General features: G+C 73.8%; 14 protein-coding genes. 5 read left to right on the top strand and 9 right to left on the bottom strand.

Annotated elements, in window-relative coordinates; translation table 11 throughout:
- Window positions 1–9: 9 nt before the first annotated feature.
- From ACIG5E_RS22680 to ACIG5E_RS22670, 3 genes are all read right to left on the bottom strand, one after another.
- Window positions 10–1,260 carry an aromatic acid exporter family protein gene (locus ACIG5E_RS22680; RefSeq protein WP_396535954.1) on the bottom strand — a complete coding sequence of 417 codons (1,251 nt, stop codon included), beginning with the start codon at window positions 1,258–1,260 and terminating at the stop codon, window positions 10–12.
- Window positions 1,261–1,375: 115 nt separating this feature from the next.
- Window positions 1,376–2,110 (bottom strand): polyprenol monophosphomannose synthase, encoded by a 735-nt coding sequence (locus tag ACIG5E_RS22675; protein WP_396535952.1) that lies wholly within the window; start codon window positions 2,108–2,110, stop codon window positions 1,376–1,378.
- Window positions 2,111–2,249: 139 nt separating this feature from the next.
- Window positions 2,250–3,827 carry a N,N-dimethylformamidase beta subunit family domain-containing protein gene (locus tag ACIG5E_RS22670; RefSeq protein ID WP_396535948.1) on the bottom strand — a complete coding sequence of 526 codons (1,578 nt, stop codon included), beginning with the start codon at window positions 3,825–3,827 and terminating at the stop codon, window positions 2,250–2,252.
- Between the two features lie 432 nt (window positions 3,828–4,259).
- On the opposite strand from ACIG5E_RS22670, the gene ACIG5E_RS22665 reads away from it, so the two are divergent.
- A complete protein-coding gene (locus tag ACIG5E_RS22665; protein ID WP_396535946.1) occupies window positions 4,260–6,140 on the top strand; it encodes an amino acid transporter in 1,881 nt (626 codons plus the stop codon).
- A 23-nt stretch (window positions 6,141–6,163) separates the two neighbouring features.
- Here the strand turns inward: ACIG5E_RS22665 and ACIG5E_RS22660 are convergent, their stop codons facing one another.
- The 3 genes from ACIG5E_RS22660 to ACIG5E_RS22650 form a co-directional block, all read right to left on the bottom strand.
- Window positions 6,164–6,433 (bottom strand): GlsB/YeaQ/YmgE family stress response membrane protein, encoded by a 270-nt coding sequence (locus ACIG5E_RS22660; protein WP_396535944.1) that lies wholly within the window; start codon window positions 6,431–6,433, stop codon window positions 6,164–6,166.
- Window positions 6,434–6,630: 197 nt separating this feature from the next.
- Window positions 6,631–7,431, bottom strand: coding sequence for a HEAT repeat domain-containing protein (locus tag ACIG5E_RS22655; protein ID WP_396535942.1), 801 nt, complete (start codon window positions 7,429–7,431; stop codon window positions 6,631–6,633).
- A gap of 53 nt (window positions 7,432–7,484) precedes the next feature.
- Window positions 7,485–8,204 (bottom strand): TetR/AcrR family transcriptional regulator, encoded by a 720-nt coding sequence (locus ACIG5E_RS22650; RefSeq protein WP_396535940.1) that lies wholly within the window; start codon window positions 8,202–8,204, stop codon window positions 7,485–7,487.
- Window positions 8,205–8,316: 112 nt separating this feature from the next.
- Here ACIG5E_RS22650 and ACIG5E_RS22645 point away from each other — a divergent pair, with 112 nt between their 5' ends.
- Window positions 8,317–9,528 (top strand): FAD-dependent monooxygenase, encoded by a 1,212-nt coding sequence (locus tag ACIG5E_RS22645; RefSeq protein ID WP_396535938.1) that lies wholly within the window; start codon window positions 8,317–8,319, stop codon window positions 9,526–9,528.
- Here the strand turns inward: ACIG5E_RS22645 and ACIG5E_RS22640 are convergent.
- Window positions 9,512–11,446, bottom strand: a complete 1,935-nt coding sequence (locus ACIG5E_RS22640; RefSeq protein ID WP_396535936.1) for a hypothetical protein — start codon at window positions 11,444–11,446, stop codon at window positions 9,512–9,514. The genes ACIG5E_RS22645 and ACIG5E_RS22640 overlap by 17 nt on opposite strands.
- A 309-nt stretch (window positions 11,447–11,755) precedes the next feature.
- Here ACIG5E_RS22640 and ACIG5E_RS22635 point away from each other — a divergent pair, with 309 nt between their 5' ends.
- Both ACIG5E_RS22635 and ACIG5E_RS22630 read left to right on the top strand, forming a co-directional pair.
- On the top strand, window positions 11,756–12,385 hold the full coding sequence (locus tag ACIG5E_RS22635) for a CBS domain-containing protein (protein ID WP_396535934.1): 630 nt from the start codon (window positions 11,756–11,758) through the stop codon (window positions 12,383–12,385).
- Between the two features lie 157 nt (window positions 12,386–12,542).
- Window positions 12,543–13,193 carry a beta-glucanase gene (locus ACIG5E_RS22630; protein ID WP_396535932.1) on the top strand — a complete coding sequence of 217 codons (651 nt, stop codon included), beginning with the start codon at window positions 12,543–12,545 and terminating at the stop codon, window positions 13,191–13,193.
- Between the two features lie 55 nt (window positions 13,194–13,248).
- Here the strand turns inward: ACIG5E_RS22630 and ACIG5E_RS22625 are convergent, their stop codons facing one another.
- The gene (locus ACIG5E_RS22625) at window positions 13,249–13,620 is read right to left on the bottom strand and encodes a hypothetical protein (RefSeq protein ID WP_396535930.1); all 372 of its coding nucleotides are present in this window, start codon (window positions 13,618–13,620) and stop codon (window positions 13,249–13,251) included.
- Between the two features lie 338 nt (window positions 13,621–13,958).
- The gene (locus ACIG5E_RS22620) at window positions 13,959–14,369 is read right to left on the bottom strand and encodes an organic hydroperoxide resistance protein (RefSeq protein ID WP_396535928.1); all 411 of its coding nucleotides are present in this window, start codon (window positions 14,367–14,369) and stop codon (window positions 13,959–13,961) included.
- Window positions 14,370–14,556: 187 nt separating this feature from the next.
- Between ACIG5E_RS22620 and ACIG5E_RS22615 the strand changes: the two genes are divergently transcribed.
- The gene (locus tag ACIG5E_RS22615) at window positions 14,557–15,030 is read left to right on the top strand and encodes a MarR family winged helix-turn-helix transcriptional regulator (RefSeq protein WP_396535926.1); all 474 of its coding nucleotides are present in this window, start codon (window positions 14,557–14,559) and stop codon (window positions 15,028–15,030) included.
- The last annotated feature ends 206 nt before the right edge of the window (window positions 15,031–15,236 follow it).

Here is a 15,236-nt window from a genome sequence, read left to right as displayed (position 1 = left end):
GGGCCCGGATCAGCGCCCGGCCCCCGCCGCCGGGCGCTCCCGTTCGCCCTGCCGCTGCCCGCCCCGCACGGCGCGGCGCAGCCGGGCGAGGCGGGAGAACCGCTCCCGGCTCACCAGCGAGGCCCGGTCCAGCTCCTCCATCAGCCGCCGGCTGCGGTGCTCCAGGTCCAGCTCGTCCAGGATCCGGTCGACCTCGGCCAGCATCGAGCCGTGCAGCTGCCAGGCCTCCGGGTGCTCCTGGACCTTGCGCAGCAGCACCTCGGCGACGTTCTCCCGGCAGGTCCAGGCCGCCGCCAGTTCGGCGGTCAGCCGCTCCTCGGCCTCCTCGGCGCTGCGGCTGACCTGGGTGGTGACCAGCACCGCGAAGCTGACCATCGCCCCGCCGACGTGCGCCAGCAGCTCCTCCAGCCCGACCGCGACCTCGGGCGGGAACAGCCGCTCCTGCGGCCCGCGCCGCTTGGCCAGGTCGGTCAGCGAACGGGCCAGCACCCGGATCACCACCACGCAGATCTCCAGGGTGTCCAGCCCGGTGCGCAGCACCAGCCGGGAGAGCAGTCCCTCGCTGATCCGGGGGTTGAACCGCAAGCTGTCCTCGGCCTGGCGCAGCGCCGCGTCCACGTCCGCGATGGCCTGGTCGAGCCGACGGGCCTCGTGCAGCCGTTCGACGGCCCGGGCCACCGGGGTGGGGCGGCCCAGCTGTTCGGAGATGTCGAGCAGCAGCTGGCGGGCCCGTCGGGCGAGGTCCTCGATCGACTCCCCGGCGGTGTCGACCCAGACCGGCGGGGCGAAGAGCAGGTTGAACAGCAGGCCGACGGCCGCGCCGATCAGTGTCTCCAGCACCCGGTCCCAGGCCTGGGAGGCCAGTTTGGTGACGCCCAGGATCAGCATCGCGCTGATCGCGACCTCCTGGACGAACTCCTCGACCCGGACGAACCGCCCGATCACCAGGGAGGCCAGGATGATCAGCCCGAGACTCCACCAGGAGAGCCCGACCACGGCGCTGAAGCCGATCGCGATCAGCACCCCGACCACCACCGAAACCACCCGGCGGACGCTGGTCTTGAGCGTGGAGTAGACGGTGACCTGGACCACCAGCAGCGCGGTGAGCGGCGCCGTCAGCGGGGCGGGCTCACTGCTCAGCTGGGTCGCCACCCCGTAGGACAGGGTGGCGGCCACGGTGGCCCGCAGGGTCTGGACGGCGAACGGGTCTCGGGCGCCGCGGCGGACCGTGGCCGTGAGGGACTCCGGGAGAAGAACCATGTCGGCCTTCTTTCCCCGCGGCCGCCACTCACACTGCAGGTCGCCGAAGGGAGTACACGTCTAGGGGGTGTCTTGCGAACCTTTGCCGGGTCCGCCAAGATCCACAAGACACCCCCTAACCCTCGCGGTTGAAGCGCAGCTTCCAGGGGGCGAGCGCGGACTCCACCTGCACGCCGATGCTCATCTTCGAGGCGCCCTCGATCCGCTCCTCGAACCGGATCGGCACCTCGCGGATGGTCAGCCCGCGCTGGATCACCCGGTAGTTCATCTCGACCTGGAACGAGTAGCCGTTGCTCTGCACGGTCGGCAGATCGATGGCCCGCAGGGTGCTCGCCCGCCAGGCCTTGAAGCCCGCGGTGGCGTCCCGGACACCCAGGCCGAGGATCGCGTTGACGTAGAAGTTCGCCCAGGCGGAGAGCGCCTTGCGGTGCCAGGGCCACTCCTCGGCGGTCGAGCCGCCGGGCACGTAGCGGGAGCCGAGCACCACGGCGGTGTCGCCGGCGAGCAGGGCGCTCACCATCTCGGGTATCACCGAGGCCGGGTGCGAGAGGTCGGCGTCCATCTGGATCACGACGTCGGCGCCCTCGTCCAGGGCCCGGGCCATGCCGGCCAGGTAGGCGCGGCCGAGGCCGTCCTTCTCGGTGCGGTGCAACACGCCGACGGTGCCCCCGGAGTCGGCGGCCAGCTTGTCGGCGAGCTCGCCCGTGCCGTCGGGGGAGTTGTCGTCGACCACCAGCAGGTGCAGGTTCGGTACGGCGAGGTCCGCGAGGAGCCCGGCGAGGACCGGAAGGTTCTCCCGCTCGTTGTACGTGGGGACGACGACAACGACCTTGGGGGAGGCCTCGACCATGTTCTGTTTTCCTCCTGCCCTCGCCGGCCGGCACCCCGTGCCGCACCGGTCCGTTGTCCTGGACGACCTGCGCTGCTGTCAGACCGTGCGAGTGTAGCCGGGCCGCGGACCTCCGCCCGCCCGGGGTGCGCCGGGTCCGTTACGCCGTGCCGTAGACGGCGGCCAGGTTGTCCCGGGCGGGGTGGGCGCGGCCGGCCGGGCCGGCGGCGAAGGCGCGCAGGACGTTCTCGGTGACCTTGCGGACCACGTCCCCGGCGTGGGAATCGATGCCGTGGTCGGCCTTGCCGCCGCCGGGGCCGTTCGCGTCCAGGGTCTCGACCCAGCGCATCGTGCCGCTGGCGAAGACCCCGGCGCCGCTGGGCACGGTGTAGTACGCGGTGTCGGAGTGGGAGGGCCGGCCCTCGCAGACCACGGGGGAGTGGGCGATCACCTCGATCGGGCGCGGGGTGGGGAAGGCGGTGTCGACCCGGTCGTACTCGACGCCGACCAGGTGGGGGAAGGACGCCCCGGCCGCGACGCCCGTGCCCTCGAAGGCCCAGTGGTCCGGCGAGGTGACCACGTACGGGGCGTCCACCGGGTAGCCGTCGTAGATCACGCCGAGCATCGAGCTCTCCGGGTCGGCGCCCGGTCCGACCCGGAAGTCGGTGGTCGCCGGGGCGCCGGCCTGGTGGCCCGGGTCCTGGGCCCAGGCGTCCTTGTAGCAGACCACCGTACGGTCCGGCCCGAGCTCGGTGGGCTCGAAGCGGACCCGGCGGAAGCAGCAGTTGGCGCCCAGGATTGCCAGGTTCGTCCCGGCGTCGCGGGCCGCGACCACGTTGGCGCGCTGTTCGGGGGACCAGTACTCGTCGTGGCCGAGCGACAGCACGGCGCTCGCCCCGTGCAGCAGCCCCGGGTCGCGGGCCACGTCGATCCCGGTGGTGTACGCGAGCGGCAGCCCGAGCTTCTCGGCCAGGGCGACCAGCGGCGCCTCGTAGACCAGGAACAGCCCGGCGCCGTGGTCGTAGCCGTAGGGCCGGTCGAAGACGACCCGCAGCGAGCGGGTGGCCAGGGTGCCGGTCGGGCCGTTGTAGAGGCTGTAGCCGCCCCACTCGTTGTAGGCCTGCCAGGTCGCGGGGGAGCTCATCACCACGGTCCGGCCGGCGGTGCTCGCGGAGCGGACGGTGAGCGGGACGTAGCTGCGGCCGGAGCCGTCCTCGGCGTCCAGGCGCAGCAGGTAGGCGCCCTCGGGCCAGCCCGCGGTGTCCACGGCGAGGGTGCGCTGCCAGCCGGTCAGCACGGTGCGGGTGGCCTGGTCCACGTGCGGGGCGGCCTGCTTGGTGCCGGGGACGTGCTCGCGGCGCCAGACCAGCCGGGCCCGGGCGCCGCCGTACCAGCCCATCCGGTAGGCGGAGACGGTGAAGGCGGCGGCGGGGGTGGAGACGTGCAGGCCGAAGGACTCGCCGGGCAGCACGCTGACCCGGTCGGCGAAGCCCTCGACGGCGCCGGCCCGGCCGGGGTCGGTGATCTCCCAGTCGGCGTTGCCGGGCCGGGACTGCTCGTCGGGGGTGTCGCCCTTCGGGCCGGCGTGCTGGGCGGTGGTGGGCCCGGCGGTGCCGGGGGTGCCCTGGGCGTCGGGTGTGGGGAGCGGGGCCGAGTCCGGGTGTCGGGCGCCGCAGGAGGTGACGGCTGCTGCCATCAGGCCCAGGCCCAGGATTCCCCGCCGAGTCGGTTCCGCCACCGCTGTCTCCCTGTCGCTCCGTCGCCGCACCCCTGGGCGCGTCAGCCTCGTGAGTCAATGCGCGCGGACATACTTACCCCCTTCGAGGAGTGGCCGGTTACCGCCGCGCCGGAAGCCCGGGTCACGGCCGGTGGGCGGCCGCCACCCGGGAGGGCCGTACGGGCGCACCATGGTGTGTTGGCCCGCGCGGTTGCCGGGCGGGCGCGGCCCGGTCACCTAGCCTGACCAGGCCCGCCGTCCGGCGGCCTGGGCCGGTCACCTAGCCTGACCAGGCCCGCCGTCCGGCGGCCTGGGGGTCCGGAACCGAGTGGCGGCCGGCTGAAGTCGTGGACAGGGGTGTACGTGGTGTCGTCGGGTTCGGCCCAACCGGGAACGGCTCCTGCGGCGCGGGGCGGGAGGTTCCGGGCGTGGCTGCTCGAAGGCCTGTCGGACATGGCCAAGCAGCACCCCGGCCCGCACGCGGAGGCGCCCAGGGAGAAGGGGGCGCACTGGTGGCGGGTCATGTGCCTGACCGGCCTCGACTACTTCTCCACCCTCGGCTACCAGCCGGGCATCGCGGCGCTCGCGGCCGGCCTGCTGTCGCCGATCGCGACGATCGTGCTGGTGCTCGTCACCCTGTTCGGCGCGCTGCCGGTCTACCGGCGGGTGGCCGTCGAGAGCCCGCACGGCCAGGGTTCGATCGCGATGCTGGAGCGCCTGCTGTCGTTCTGGCAGGGCAAGCTGTTCGTGCTGACCCTGCTCGGCTTCGCCGCCACCGACTTCATGATCACCATCACGCTGTCGGCCGCCGACGCGACCGCGCACCTGATCGAGAACCCGCACCTGCACAGCGCCCTGTCCGGCAAGCAGGTGCTGCTCACCCTCATCCTGGTGGCCCTGCTCGGCGCGGTGTTCCTCAAGGGCTTCAGCGAGGCCATCGGTCTGGCCGTCGTCCTCGTCGTGGTCTACCTCGCGCTCAACGTCGTCGTGGTGATCAACGGCTTCTGGCACGTCCTCAAGGAGCCGCATGTGTTCGGTGACTGGACCGACGGGCTCACCGCCGAGCACGGCAACGCCTTCGCGATGATCGGGGTGGCGCTGATCGTCTTCCCGAAGCTGGCGCTCGGCCTGTCCGGCTTCGAGACCGGCGTCGCCGTGATGCCGCACATCGAGGGCGACCCGGACGACACCGAGGAGAAGCCCACCGGTCGCATCCGTGGCGCCCGGCACCTGCTCACCACCGCCGCCGCGATCATGAGCGTCTTCCTCATCGCCACCAGCCTCATCACGACCCTGCTCATCCCGAAGGCCGCCTTCAAGAGCGGCGGCCCGGCCAACGGGCGAGCCCTCGCCTACCTCGCCCACCAATACCTGGGCAGCACCTTCGGCAGCATCTACGACCTGTCGACCATCGCCATCCTCTGGTTCGCCGGCGCCTCCGCCATGGCGGGACTGCTCAACCTGATGCCGCGCTACCTGCCGCGCTACGGCATGGCGCCGCACTGGGCGCGGGCCGTACGGCCGACGGTGATCGTGCTGACCCTGATCGCCTTCCTGGTCATCTGGCTGTTCGACGCCAGCGTCGACGCCCAGGGCGGCGCCTACGCGACCGGCGTGCTGGTGCTGATCAGCTCGGCCGCGGTCGCCGTCACCATCGCCGCCCGCAAGGCCAGGGAACGGCGCTGGACCATCACCTTCGCGGTGATCGCCGCGGTGTTCCTCTACACCACGGCCGTGAACATCGCCGAGCGGCCGGACGGCGTCAAGATCGGTGCCTGCTTCATCGCGGGCATCATGCTGGTCTCCTTCCTCTCCCGGCTCAAGCGCGCCTTCGAGCTGCGCGTCACCGACGTGGTGCTGGACGACGTCGCGGAGCGGTTCGTCCGGGACTACCTGCACCGTCCGCTGCGGCTGATCGCCAACGAGCCGAACAGCCGGGACCTCGCCGAGTACCGCGAAAAGCTCCGCCAGATCCGCACGGACAACGACATCCCGGCCGAGGACGACCTGGTCTTCGTCGAGGTCACCGTGCTCGACCCGTCCGACTTCGAGGCCGAACTGACGGTGCGCGGCGAGGTGCTGCACGAGCGCTACCGGGTGCTGTCGCTGCAGAGCTCCAGCGTGCCCAACGCGCTGGCCGCCCTGCTGCTGCAGGTGCGCGACCTGACCGGGCAGCAGCCGCACATCTACTTCGAGTGGACCGAGGGCAACCCCTTCGCCCAGTTCCTGCGGTTCTTCCTGTTCGGGCAGGGCGAGATCGCCCCGGTGACCCGGGAGGTGCTCCGCGAGGCGGAGCCCGACCGCAGCCGGCGGCCCGCGGTGCACGTGGGCTGAGCCGCCTGCCGCGGGGGCGTCGCTCAGCGGGGCGGGCGGTTCTTGCTCCAGGCCGGTGCCACGAAGGCCACCAGGGCGACTGCGAAGGCGAGTTGGAGGATGTGACGGATCCAGTCGATGCCCGAGGTGTGGCGGACACCGACCCAGCCGGAGACGGCGTTGCCCAGCCAGGCCCCGGCGGCGCCGAGCAGCATGGTCAGCCACCAGGGGATCGACTGCGGCCCTCGCAGGATCAGCTTGGCGAGCACGCCGAGCACGAAGCCGATGAGCAGAATCCACAGGAGCTGGAACATCGCGGTCCACCTTCCCGGCGCCGCCGGACCGTACCGGTGCGCCGAATCGCCGAAGACGCGGTTCGTCCCATGATCACCCGGTCCGGCCGAGCGGGCACCTCGGCGGGAGCCGTTGCGGGTGGCGGGCCTGGCGGCGACCGGTCCGGGACGAGGGAGGGTGAGAACGCGCCGCCGGCCGGCTGGACGCTCGTCAGGCCTCAGGGCTCCCGGACCGCCTCGACGGCCTCGCGGACATCCGGGTGCGGATCAGCGGCGAGGCCGTCCAGCAGCTCGGCGACGCCCGGTGTGGACCAGCCGTGGACGGCCCAGACCAGCTCCTCGCGGACGGTCGGGTCGGGGTGAGCGGCCAGCCGGGCGAGCCGGTCCACCGGGCCGCGGCGGCGCAGACCGAAGCACCGCAGCACGGCCCGCAGCGCGGCCGGATCGCCCGGATCGCCCGCCGCGTCGAGCCGGGCGAGCAGGACGGGCACGGGCGGCGGCGGGCCGTCCAGCGGATGCGGATCGCGCTCGCGCATTCGCCGGTCGCCGTACCCGCCGCGCAGCCGGCAGCCCGCGCAGGTGCACGGGCGGGTGCCGTGCGCGCCCGGGAGGTAGCGCCAGCCCGCGACCTGCGGCACCGCGCGGATCCGATGCACCTCGCGGGCACCCACCGCACGCGGCACGACCACCTCCCAGCCGCGCGGGTCCGGCAGGGCGGCGATCCGCGCGACCGCCTCGGCGGCGGTCTGCCACCGCTGGGCGTCCTTGGCGCGGTCCCGGTAGTGCCCGACCAGCACCTGCTGGGCGTCGTCCAGGCGGACGTGCACGGCGGCCAGCGAGCCCTTGGGGCCGAACCGGGCCAGTTCGCGCAGCCACTGGTGGGTGAGGGTGTAGGAGGGCAGCACGGGGAAGCAGTACACCCCGCGCACGCCGCCCTGGCCCCGGCTGTCGGCCCGGATTCCGGCGCGGCGGATGCGCGGCGTGTTCGCCGCGGCCGTCAGGTGCACGAACATCGCCATGAGAGCGGATGATAGTTGTCCCCGCCGCCCCGGATCGACGGGTCCTCGGGCCGCTACGCCTGCTGTTCGTGGGTGGTGCGGCGGCTGATCAGGGCGGCCAGGCCGTCCAGGATGCGGGCCAGGCCGAAGTCCAGGGCCTGGTCGCGTCCGTCCGGATCGGCCATCGCGGCGGCCACGGCGGGGTAGCGGTCGGCGTGCCGGTGCACCACCGTGCCGAGGGCGGCGAGGAGTTCGGCCTCGGGGGAGCCGTCCGGGCCGGTCGCACGGGCCTGCTCCGCGATGCTGCGCACGTGCCCGGCGAGCAGCACGGCGGCGTCCATCCGCTCGGCGCCGGTCAGCCCGTGGCCGTCGAGGGCGGCCACCACCCGCTCCAGCCAGGCGAGTTCGTTCGGGCCCGGCACCCGGGGGCCGAGGGTGGCGTCCAGCAGCCAGGGGTGCCGGGCGAAGGCATCCGCCAAGTGGCGGGCCCAGGCGGTGAGTTGCTCCCGCCAGTCGGGAACGTCCGGGGCCGTGGGGGGCTCGCCGACGGCCGACTCGACCATCAGCGCGACCAGTTCGGCCTTGCCGGGGACATAACGGTAGAGCGACATCTTGGTGAAGTCGAGCAGCCCGGCCACCTTCTGCATGGAGACCGCGCCCAGGCCCTCGGCGTCCGCCACCTCGACGCCCGCGTCGGCGATCCGCTCCAGGCTCAGGGCCGGTTTCGGCCCGCGGGTCGGCCGGGCGGGCCGCTCCCAGAGCAGCCGCACCGTGTCGTTCGCCGCCTCGCCCATCGTCCGCTCCCGTCCTGGGGGTTGTCCGCTCGTGCAAATTGCGTCTACCGTACACAGCAATGAACAGTGTCCATCGGACACAGTTTCCAGATCCACGGACGGAGTGGTTTCCATGAGCGCATCCCCGCGCACCAGGGTGCTGATCTCGGGCGCGAGCATCGCCGGCCCCGCCCTGGCCCACTGGCTGGGCCGGTACGGCTTCGATGTCACGGTGGTCGAACTCGCCCCGGCGCTGCGCGGCGGCGGACAGAACGTCGACTTCCGGGGACGCACCCACCTCACCGTGCTGGAGCGGATGGGCGTGCTGGAGGAACTGCGCACGCTCGACACCGGTGGCAGCCCGATCACCTTCGTGGACCAGGAGGGGCGCCGACTACTGCACCTGCCGGCCGACTTCGCGGGCGGCGAGCTGGAGATCCCGCGCGGGGAGCTGGCCCAGGTGCTGTACCGGCACAGCAACTCCCGCGCCGAGTACCTGTTCGGGGACTCCGTCGAGGCCCTGGAGGAGACGGCGAGCGGCGTGCGGGTCGCCTTCCGGCACGGCGCGCCGCGCGAATTCGATCTGGTGATCGGCGCCGACGGGCTGCACTCCACCGTGCGGCGCCTCGCCTTCGGCCCCGAGCAGCGGTTCGTCCGCCACCTCGGCTACTACGCGGCCACCTGGCAGCTGTCCGACGGGGGCGGCCTGCCGGCCGGCGGGGTGGCCCTGAACGTCCCCGGCCGGCTGATATCCGTCGGCGCCGACCACCGCGACCCGGCCAGGGCGGGCGCCTTCTGCCTCTTCGCCTCGCCCGAACTGCGCTACGACCGCCACGACACCCGGCAGCAGAAGGCGCTGGTCCGCGCCGCCTTCGCCGGCCTCGGCTGGCGGGTGCCGCAACTGCTCCGGAGCCTGGACGGCGCGCCCGAGCTGTACTTCGACTCGATCAGCCGCGCCGACGTCCCCGCCTGGTCCACCGGCCGGATCGCGCTGCTCGGCGACGCCGCCTGCGGCGCCACCATCGGCGGGATGGGCACCGGGACGGCGGTGGTGGCCGCGTACGTGCTGGCCGGCGAGCTGGCGCTGGCCCGCGGCGACCACCGGGCCGCCTTCGCCCGGTACGAGAAGCTGCTGCGCGGCTACGCCCAGGGCTGCCAGAAGGGCGGGGACCGGACCGGCCCGTTCCTGGCGCCGCGCACGGCGACCGGGCTGCGGCTTCGCAACGGGCTGCTCAACCGGCGGTGGGTGCTGAACCGGATGCTGGAGCTGGGCAAGCAGGTCTCCAGCGTCGAACTCCCTGACTACGCGGCCCTGTTGGCCGACCGGGTCAGTGCGGTGGGCTGATCCGGTTGCCGTTGTCGAGCAGCGCCTCGACCTGGACGGCGGCGGCCCGGGCGGGCCGCTCGACCGCGAGGGTGCGGTCCGGGACGGGGCGGTCGGCCGACCAGTCCGGGCCCTTGACGGTGAGCCGGGTGACCCGTCGGCTGCCCGCCGCGAGCAGGTACTCCGCGCCCTGCGGGGAGCGCCACCACGTCCAGGCCACGGTGTCCTGCTCGAACCGGCTGCACGACCGGCCCGGGCCACCGCCGGTGCGCTGCGGGCCCCGGGCGGAGGGCAGCAGTACGGCGGTGGCCGCGCTGCCCTCGCCCGTCCAGCGGTCGGCGCGCAGGCAGAACCAGGCCGCCGAGCCCGCGTTCTGCGGCAGCGGCTGCACCGCGAAGGCCCACAGGTTGAGCTGCTTGACGCCCGGCGTGCCGTCCGGCACCGCGCAGCCGGCCCGTGCCCAGGCCTGCAGGGCGTCCTGGGCGATGGCCTCGCGCGGCTCGCGCTCGGGCTGGCCGCGGTCGGGCGGGTTGGCGCCGGGCTGGGTGGTGCCGGGCTGGACGCGGTCGGGCGGGGGCGCGTAGGTCAGGTGCGCGGGGAGCAGGCCGCCCAGGTCGGCCAGCAGGAAGGCGTGCTTCTCGGCGATCACCGGGGAGGAGTGCAGCTGGAGCACGGTGGCGGCGCCCTTGCAGTCCGCGAGCCCGCCGCCGGGCGCGGCCGCGGTGACCCCGTCAGGGTGGTCCAGCGGGCGGGCGGCGGCGTCGGGCTGGTCGATCCGGCGCGTCTCTGCGGCGTCGACCCAGGGGGCCAGCAGGTACCGCAGGGCGGTGCCCCGGCGGTGCAGCACCACCGCGCCCGCCGTGGCCGGGTCCGCGCCGTCGGCCCGGGCGAGATCCAGGCCGCCGCCGGGTCCGTCGGTGTACCGGGCGATCCGCCGGCCGTCGTACAGCACCGCCACACCGGTGCCGTCCACCGTCCCGGCATACAGCAGCTGCGGTGGGGTCGCGGGCGGGGCGGTATCGGTGCCCGGCTCGGCGTGGGTCCGCGCGCCCGGCCGGGACCAGGCCGCCAGGGCACGGCCGAGCAGCGCGCCGTCCTCGCGCCGGTCGCCGCGGGCCGGCCAGGCGGTGAAGTCGACCCGGGTCGTGTGCTGCCAGGCGTCCGGTGCCACCCGGACCAGCCGGGCCGGGTCGGTCACGGCGCCCGCGGGCCGGTCATCGGCCTGGGCGGCGCCGGACGCCGACCCGGAACCGCCGCCCAGCACGGCCGCCGTCGTGGTCAGCCCGAGCACCCCGACCGCCAGCACGGCGGTCAGCGTACGGCGGCGGCGCAGCAGATCGGTGGGCTGCACCCGGACCGCGCACGGGTCGAACACGGGCGGCTCCGCCTCCGGCCCGGCCGCGACCTCGGCGGCCGCGGCGACCGCCTCCTCCGGCCGCTCCACCCCGGCCTGCCGCAGCACCTCCGCCGCCCGCTCGTCCGCCAGCCCCTCCACCACGCGCAGGGCGAAGGCCGCCCGGGCCGGGGCGTCGAGCCCGGCCAGCGCGTGATCCAGCGCCGCGTCCTGCTCGCCGCCGTGCGGGGTGAACAGCCGCAGGCCCCAGACCCGGGGCGCCAGCAGTCGCGCTCCCGGCCGCGGGCACAGCGCGGCGCGCAGCACCCGTAGGCGCAGCGCCGCGTACACCGGGTCCGGCTCGGAGGCGGCCGGGAGCGATGCGGTCGGCTCGGTGCGGCGGGTCCAGCGGAACGGCAGGGCGCGCTGGACGGCCCCGTGGGCGGCGAGCACCCGGCTGTGCCGGTCCCGGTCGGCGGGCAGGGCCAGGTAAGCGAGCCGGACCAGTCTGCGGTAGTGACGCACCAGTGCGGCCTCCGCCTCCGCCACCGGGCGCGCCGCGCCACTTCGGGCCGCCGGTGCCGCGCCCACCGTCCGTCCTGCCAACAGGCCCTCCCGGTGCCGCCAGTGCTGTCGTGGTGGACGGTCCAACGAGTCGATCATGTGATGGTTGCGCCGTCCGGGGTGGGCGGTGTGTCGCCGGGGGCGCAGGCCCGACAGGGTGGGCGGACCGTTCGTCGGAGAAATATTCGAAGGCCGGGGTCCAAGGTCCCACCCGTTCGGCCCCTTGGCCTCTGGCGATCCGCGCGGCCGGAGGCCATGCTGCCGGTACCGGCCCGGACGATCCGTGCGCGGTCGGACCAGCATCGTTGGACGAGGTGAACCGGCGTGCCGCATGCCACCGTCGAATCTGTGATGACCAGCCCCGTGGTCCGGGTCGCCCCCGAGACCGGCTTCCGGGAGATCGTCACGCTGCTGACCGAGTACGACATCACCGGGGTGCCGGTGGTGGACCCGGACGGGCGGCCGCTCGGGCTGGTGTCGGAGGCGGACCTGCTGCGCACACTGGCCGCGCAGGAGGATCCGGGCAGCCTGCTGCCCGCGCCCGAGTCGGCGCAGGTGGGTCACGGCGGTGAGGTCACGGCGGCGGACCTGATGACGGCGCAGCCGGTCTGCACCACGCCTGACACCAGTGTGGTCGCGGCGGCCCGGCTGATGAGCCGGCACGGGTTGAAGCGGCTGCCGGTGCTGGACGAGGAGGGGCGGGTCATCGGGATGGTGAGCCGCGGGGACCTGCTGCGGGTGTTCCTGCGGGAGGACCGGGTGATCCGGCGGGAGATCGTCGAGGAGGTGCTCGGCCGGATCGACGGGGTGAGCCCGGCGGAGATCGGGGTGGAGGTCGACCAGGGCCGGGTGGTGCTCAGCGGCACGGTGCCCGAGGCGCACCTGGTGCCGATCGTGCTGAACCTGTGCCGCTCGGTGGACGGGGTGGTCTCAGTGACCGACCGGCTCCAGGCCGGGGGCGCCACCGCGTCGGTCGGCTGATCGTCGCGTCGCCTCGGCCGCCCTGGTCGCTTCGGTCGCCGCCCCCGCCCTCGGACCGCGGAGGTCCGGTTCGCATACTGCGGAGTGTATCGGGGAACTCACTCTGTGTGCCCGGTGGTTCGGACTGCCGGGGCGCCGGAGCATCGGGGAGGCGGCCGTGGCAGTCGTGTTCGACGCTGACTTCACTTCGACCAGGCAGTGGATCGCCGGGCGCAGCAGTGCGTACCCGCGGATGGGGCCGACCAACCGGAGCGACCACAAGCTCGACTATCTGAGCCACGAGTACTGTCCCGGCGGGGTGTTCACCGCCGTGCGGCGGCGCAGCGGCGGGCTCTGGACGTGCAACCTGCTGACCACCGAGGGCAGTCCGGAGGGCTTCCAGGTCCGCACCGGGGACGTGCTCTCGGCGCAGGTCACGCTGCCCGTCGAGGTGGGTGCCTGGCCGGCGATCTGGACCTGGCGGGACGGCGGCAACGAGGTGGACGTCTTCGAGTACCACCCGGACAACCCGGACCTGTTGGAGATCTCCAACCACGTCCGGGGCGGCTTCCGGTACTGGCACGGCGGCGGTGTCGGGATCGGTCCGGGGGCGAGCTTCGGCCTGCGGGTGGTGCTCGGTGCGAACTCGGTGGACTGGTACGTCGAGGGCGAGCTGGTGTACGCGGATCTGCACGGGGTCGGGGCCGGCTGGCACGCCTACCTGATCGTCAACCTGTCGGTGGCGGACGGGACTTACCACGAGCGGCCGCCGTTCGGCGGGCCGGAGCGGTTGAGTTGGGTCTGCGAGAGCCTGACGGTCGAGCGCTGAACCCCCGGTGGCGGGCGCGGTCGGGCGGACTCCGCCGGCGTGGCCAGGGCCCGTCTCAGGGTGCGAAGGCGGCGGTGATCGGGCCGCCCGGGCCGGAGCGTTGGAACCAGACCGCCCGGCGGTGCGGGCCGATGTGCGCGGGGTCGGTGACGTACAGGTCGTCGCGCGGGGCGCGTTCGTTGCCGGGGGCCAGCGCGGCGTCCACGGCGCGTTCGGCGAGTGCGCGCAGCAGGGCGGAGGCGGTGGCCTCGGCGGCGCTGGGGGCGATGGCGAGGGTGGCGAGTTCGGCCCAGAGCGCGGTGGACACGTAGGCGATCGGGGAGTGGTTGAGCGCAGGGTGGGGGTGGCCGTCGGCGTGGCGCCGGAGCACCCCGGCCGCGACGAGCTGCTCGGGGGAGCGGTGGTCGTCGGGCGGATGGTGGCTCATGGGCGGCAACGGTACCCGCGGTGGGCGGGGCAGGATCGCAGGAACGTTTTCTCAGGCTTTCTTCACAGCGCTTTGACCGGTCGCGGGCGCACGATGGTGATAAGGCGCTGATCACCCCGGGCGGCGCGGCAGCTCAGGCCGTACGGCAGTCAGGCGTCACGGCACCCCGGGTGGTTTCGGTGCCGAACACCTCGGCGGGCCCGGAGGGCCGGTCAGCGGCTGATCGGGCCGGGGTTTCGGGGGAGTTCGGGGTCCGGGGGAGCGGGTGGGGCCCGCCGCACGTGGTGGTGCGGCGGGCCCCACTGCTCGACCTACTCGACTCGCTGGAGTTACCCGATTTACTCGACGACCAGCTCGACCGGGATGTTGCCCCGGGTGGCACGGGAGTACGGGCAGACCTCGTGGGCCTGCTTGACCAGCAGCAGGCCGCTATCGCCCGCGAGCGCGTCGGGCAGTTCGACGCGCAGCACGACGGACAGGCCGAAACCGGCGTCGTCCTTGCCGATGGAGACCTCGGCGGTCACCGAGACCTCGCTGGTGTCGACCCGGGCCTGTCGGCCGACCAGGCCGAGGGCGCTGGCGAAGCAGGCGGCGTAGCCGGCCGCGAACAGCTGCTCGGGGTTGGTGCCCTGGCCGCTGCCGCCGAGCGCGGGCGGCATCGCGAGGGCGAGGTCCAGCTGGCCGTCCGAGCTGACGGCGCGGCCCTCACGGCCGTTGGCGGTGGCGGCTGCGGTGTAGAGCGCGTCCATGGTGGGTCCCTTCGTGATGCGCGGTCCGTGGTGCGTGGAGGTGCGCGGGGGGCGTGCGGAACTCGTCGTGCTTCGGCGGCGGCCCGGGCCCTTGGTCGAGGTCCGGTTGCCGACTCCTCCATAAGTAGAGCACGCCATTCAATTGGGCACAACTCAATCGCGCGACTGTGATCGGTACCATGGGGTCATGACCACGCTCCCCGGCATGGCGGACGAGGAACTGCTCCGCCTCGACCAGCAGATCTGCTTCTCGCTCAACGCCGCTTCGCGCGCCTTCGGCGGCGTCTACCGGGTCCTGCTCCGGGACCTCGGGCTCACCTATCCGCAGTACCTGGTCATGCTGGTGCTCTGGGAGGACGGCGAGCTGCCCGTCAAGCGGATCGGCGAACGCCTGCGGCTCGACTCCGGCACCCTCTCCCCGCTGCTCAAGCGGCTGGAGGCGGCCGGACTGGTGCACCGCGAGCGCAGCCAGGAGGACGAGCGGTCGGTCACCGTCAGCCTCACCGCCGAAGGATCGGCGCTGCGCGAGCGGGCCGGGCAGGTGCCGCGCCGGCTGCTCGCGGCGACCGGGCTGCCGGTCGAGGACCTGGCCGCGCTGCACGCGCTGCTGGAGCGGGTGACCGTCGCGCTGGACTCGGCGGACGTGGAGCCGGCGCCGTAGCCGTCCCCGGCTGCGGCATGGGTGTCGGGGGGTTTGTCAAGCAGGTGCCCGACGGGGTGTGATCTGGGTCACGTCCGGTCCGTCGGATGGTGGTTCATGGGCGCGAACGGGCAGGTCAGCGGCACTGTTCGGAAGTGAACGGAAACGTTCGTCAATTGTCCGCCCGATCCGGTCAACAACCCGCGCCTCCCGGACGGTTACACCAC

Origin of the sequence: Kitasatospora sp. NPDC053057 (assembly GCF_044546945.1) — a bacterium.
In the GTDB taxonomy this organism is placed as follows: domain Bacteria; phylum Actinomycetota; class Actinomycetes; order Streptomycetales; family Streptomycetaceae; genus Kitasatospora.
The sequence above is the reverse complement of the archived record's forward strand: the minus strand, read 5'-3'. Positions and strand labels throughout refer to the sequence as shown.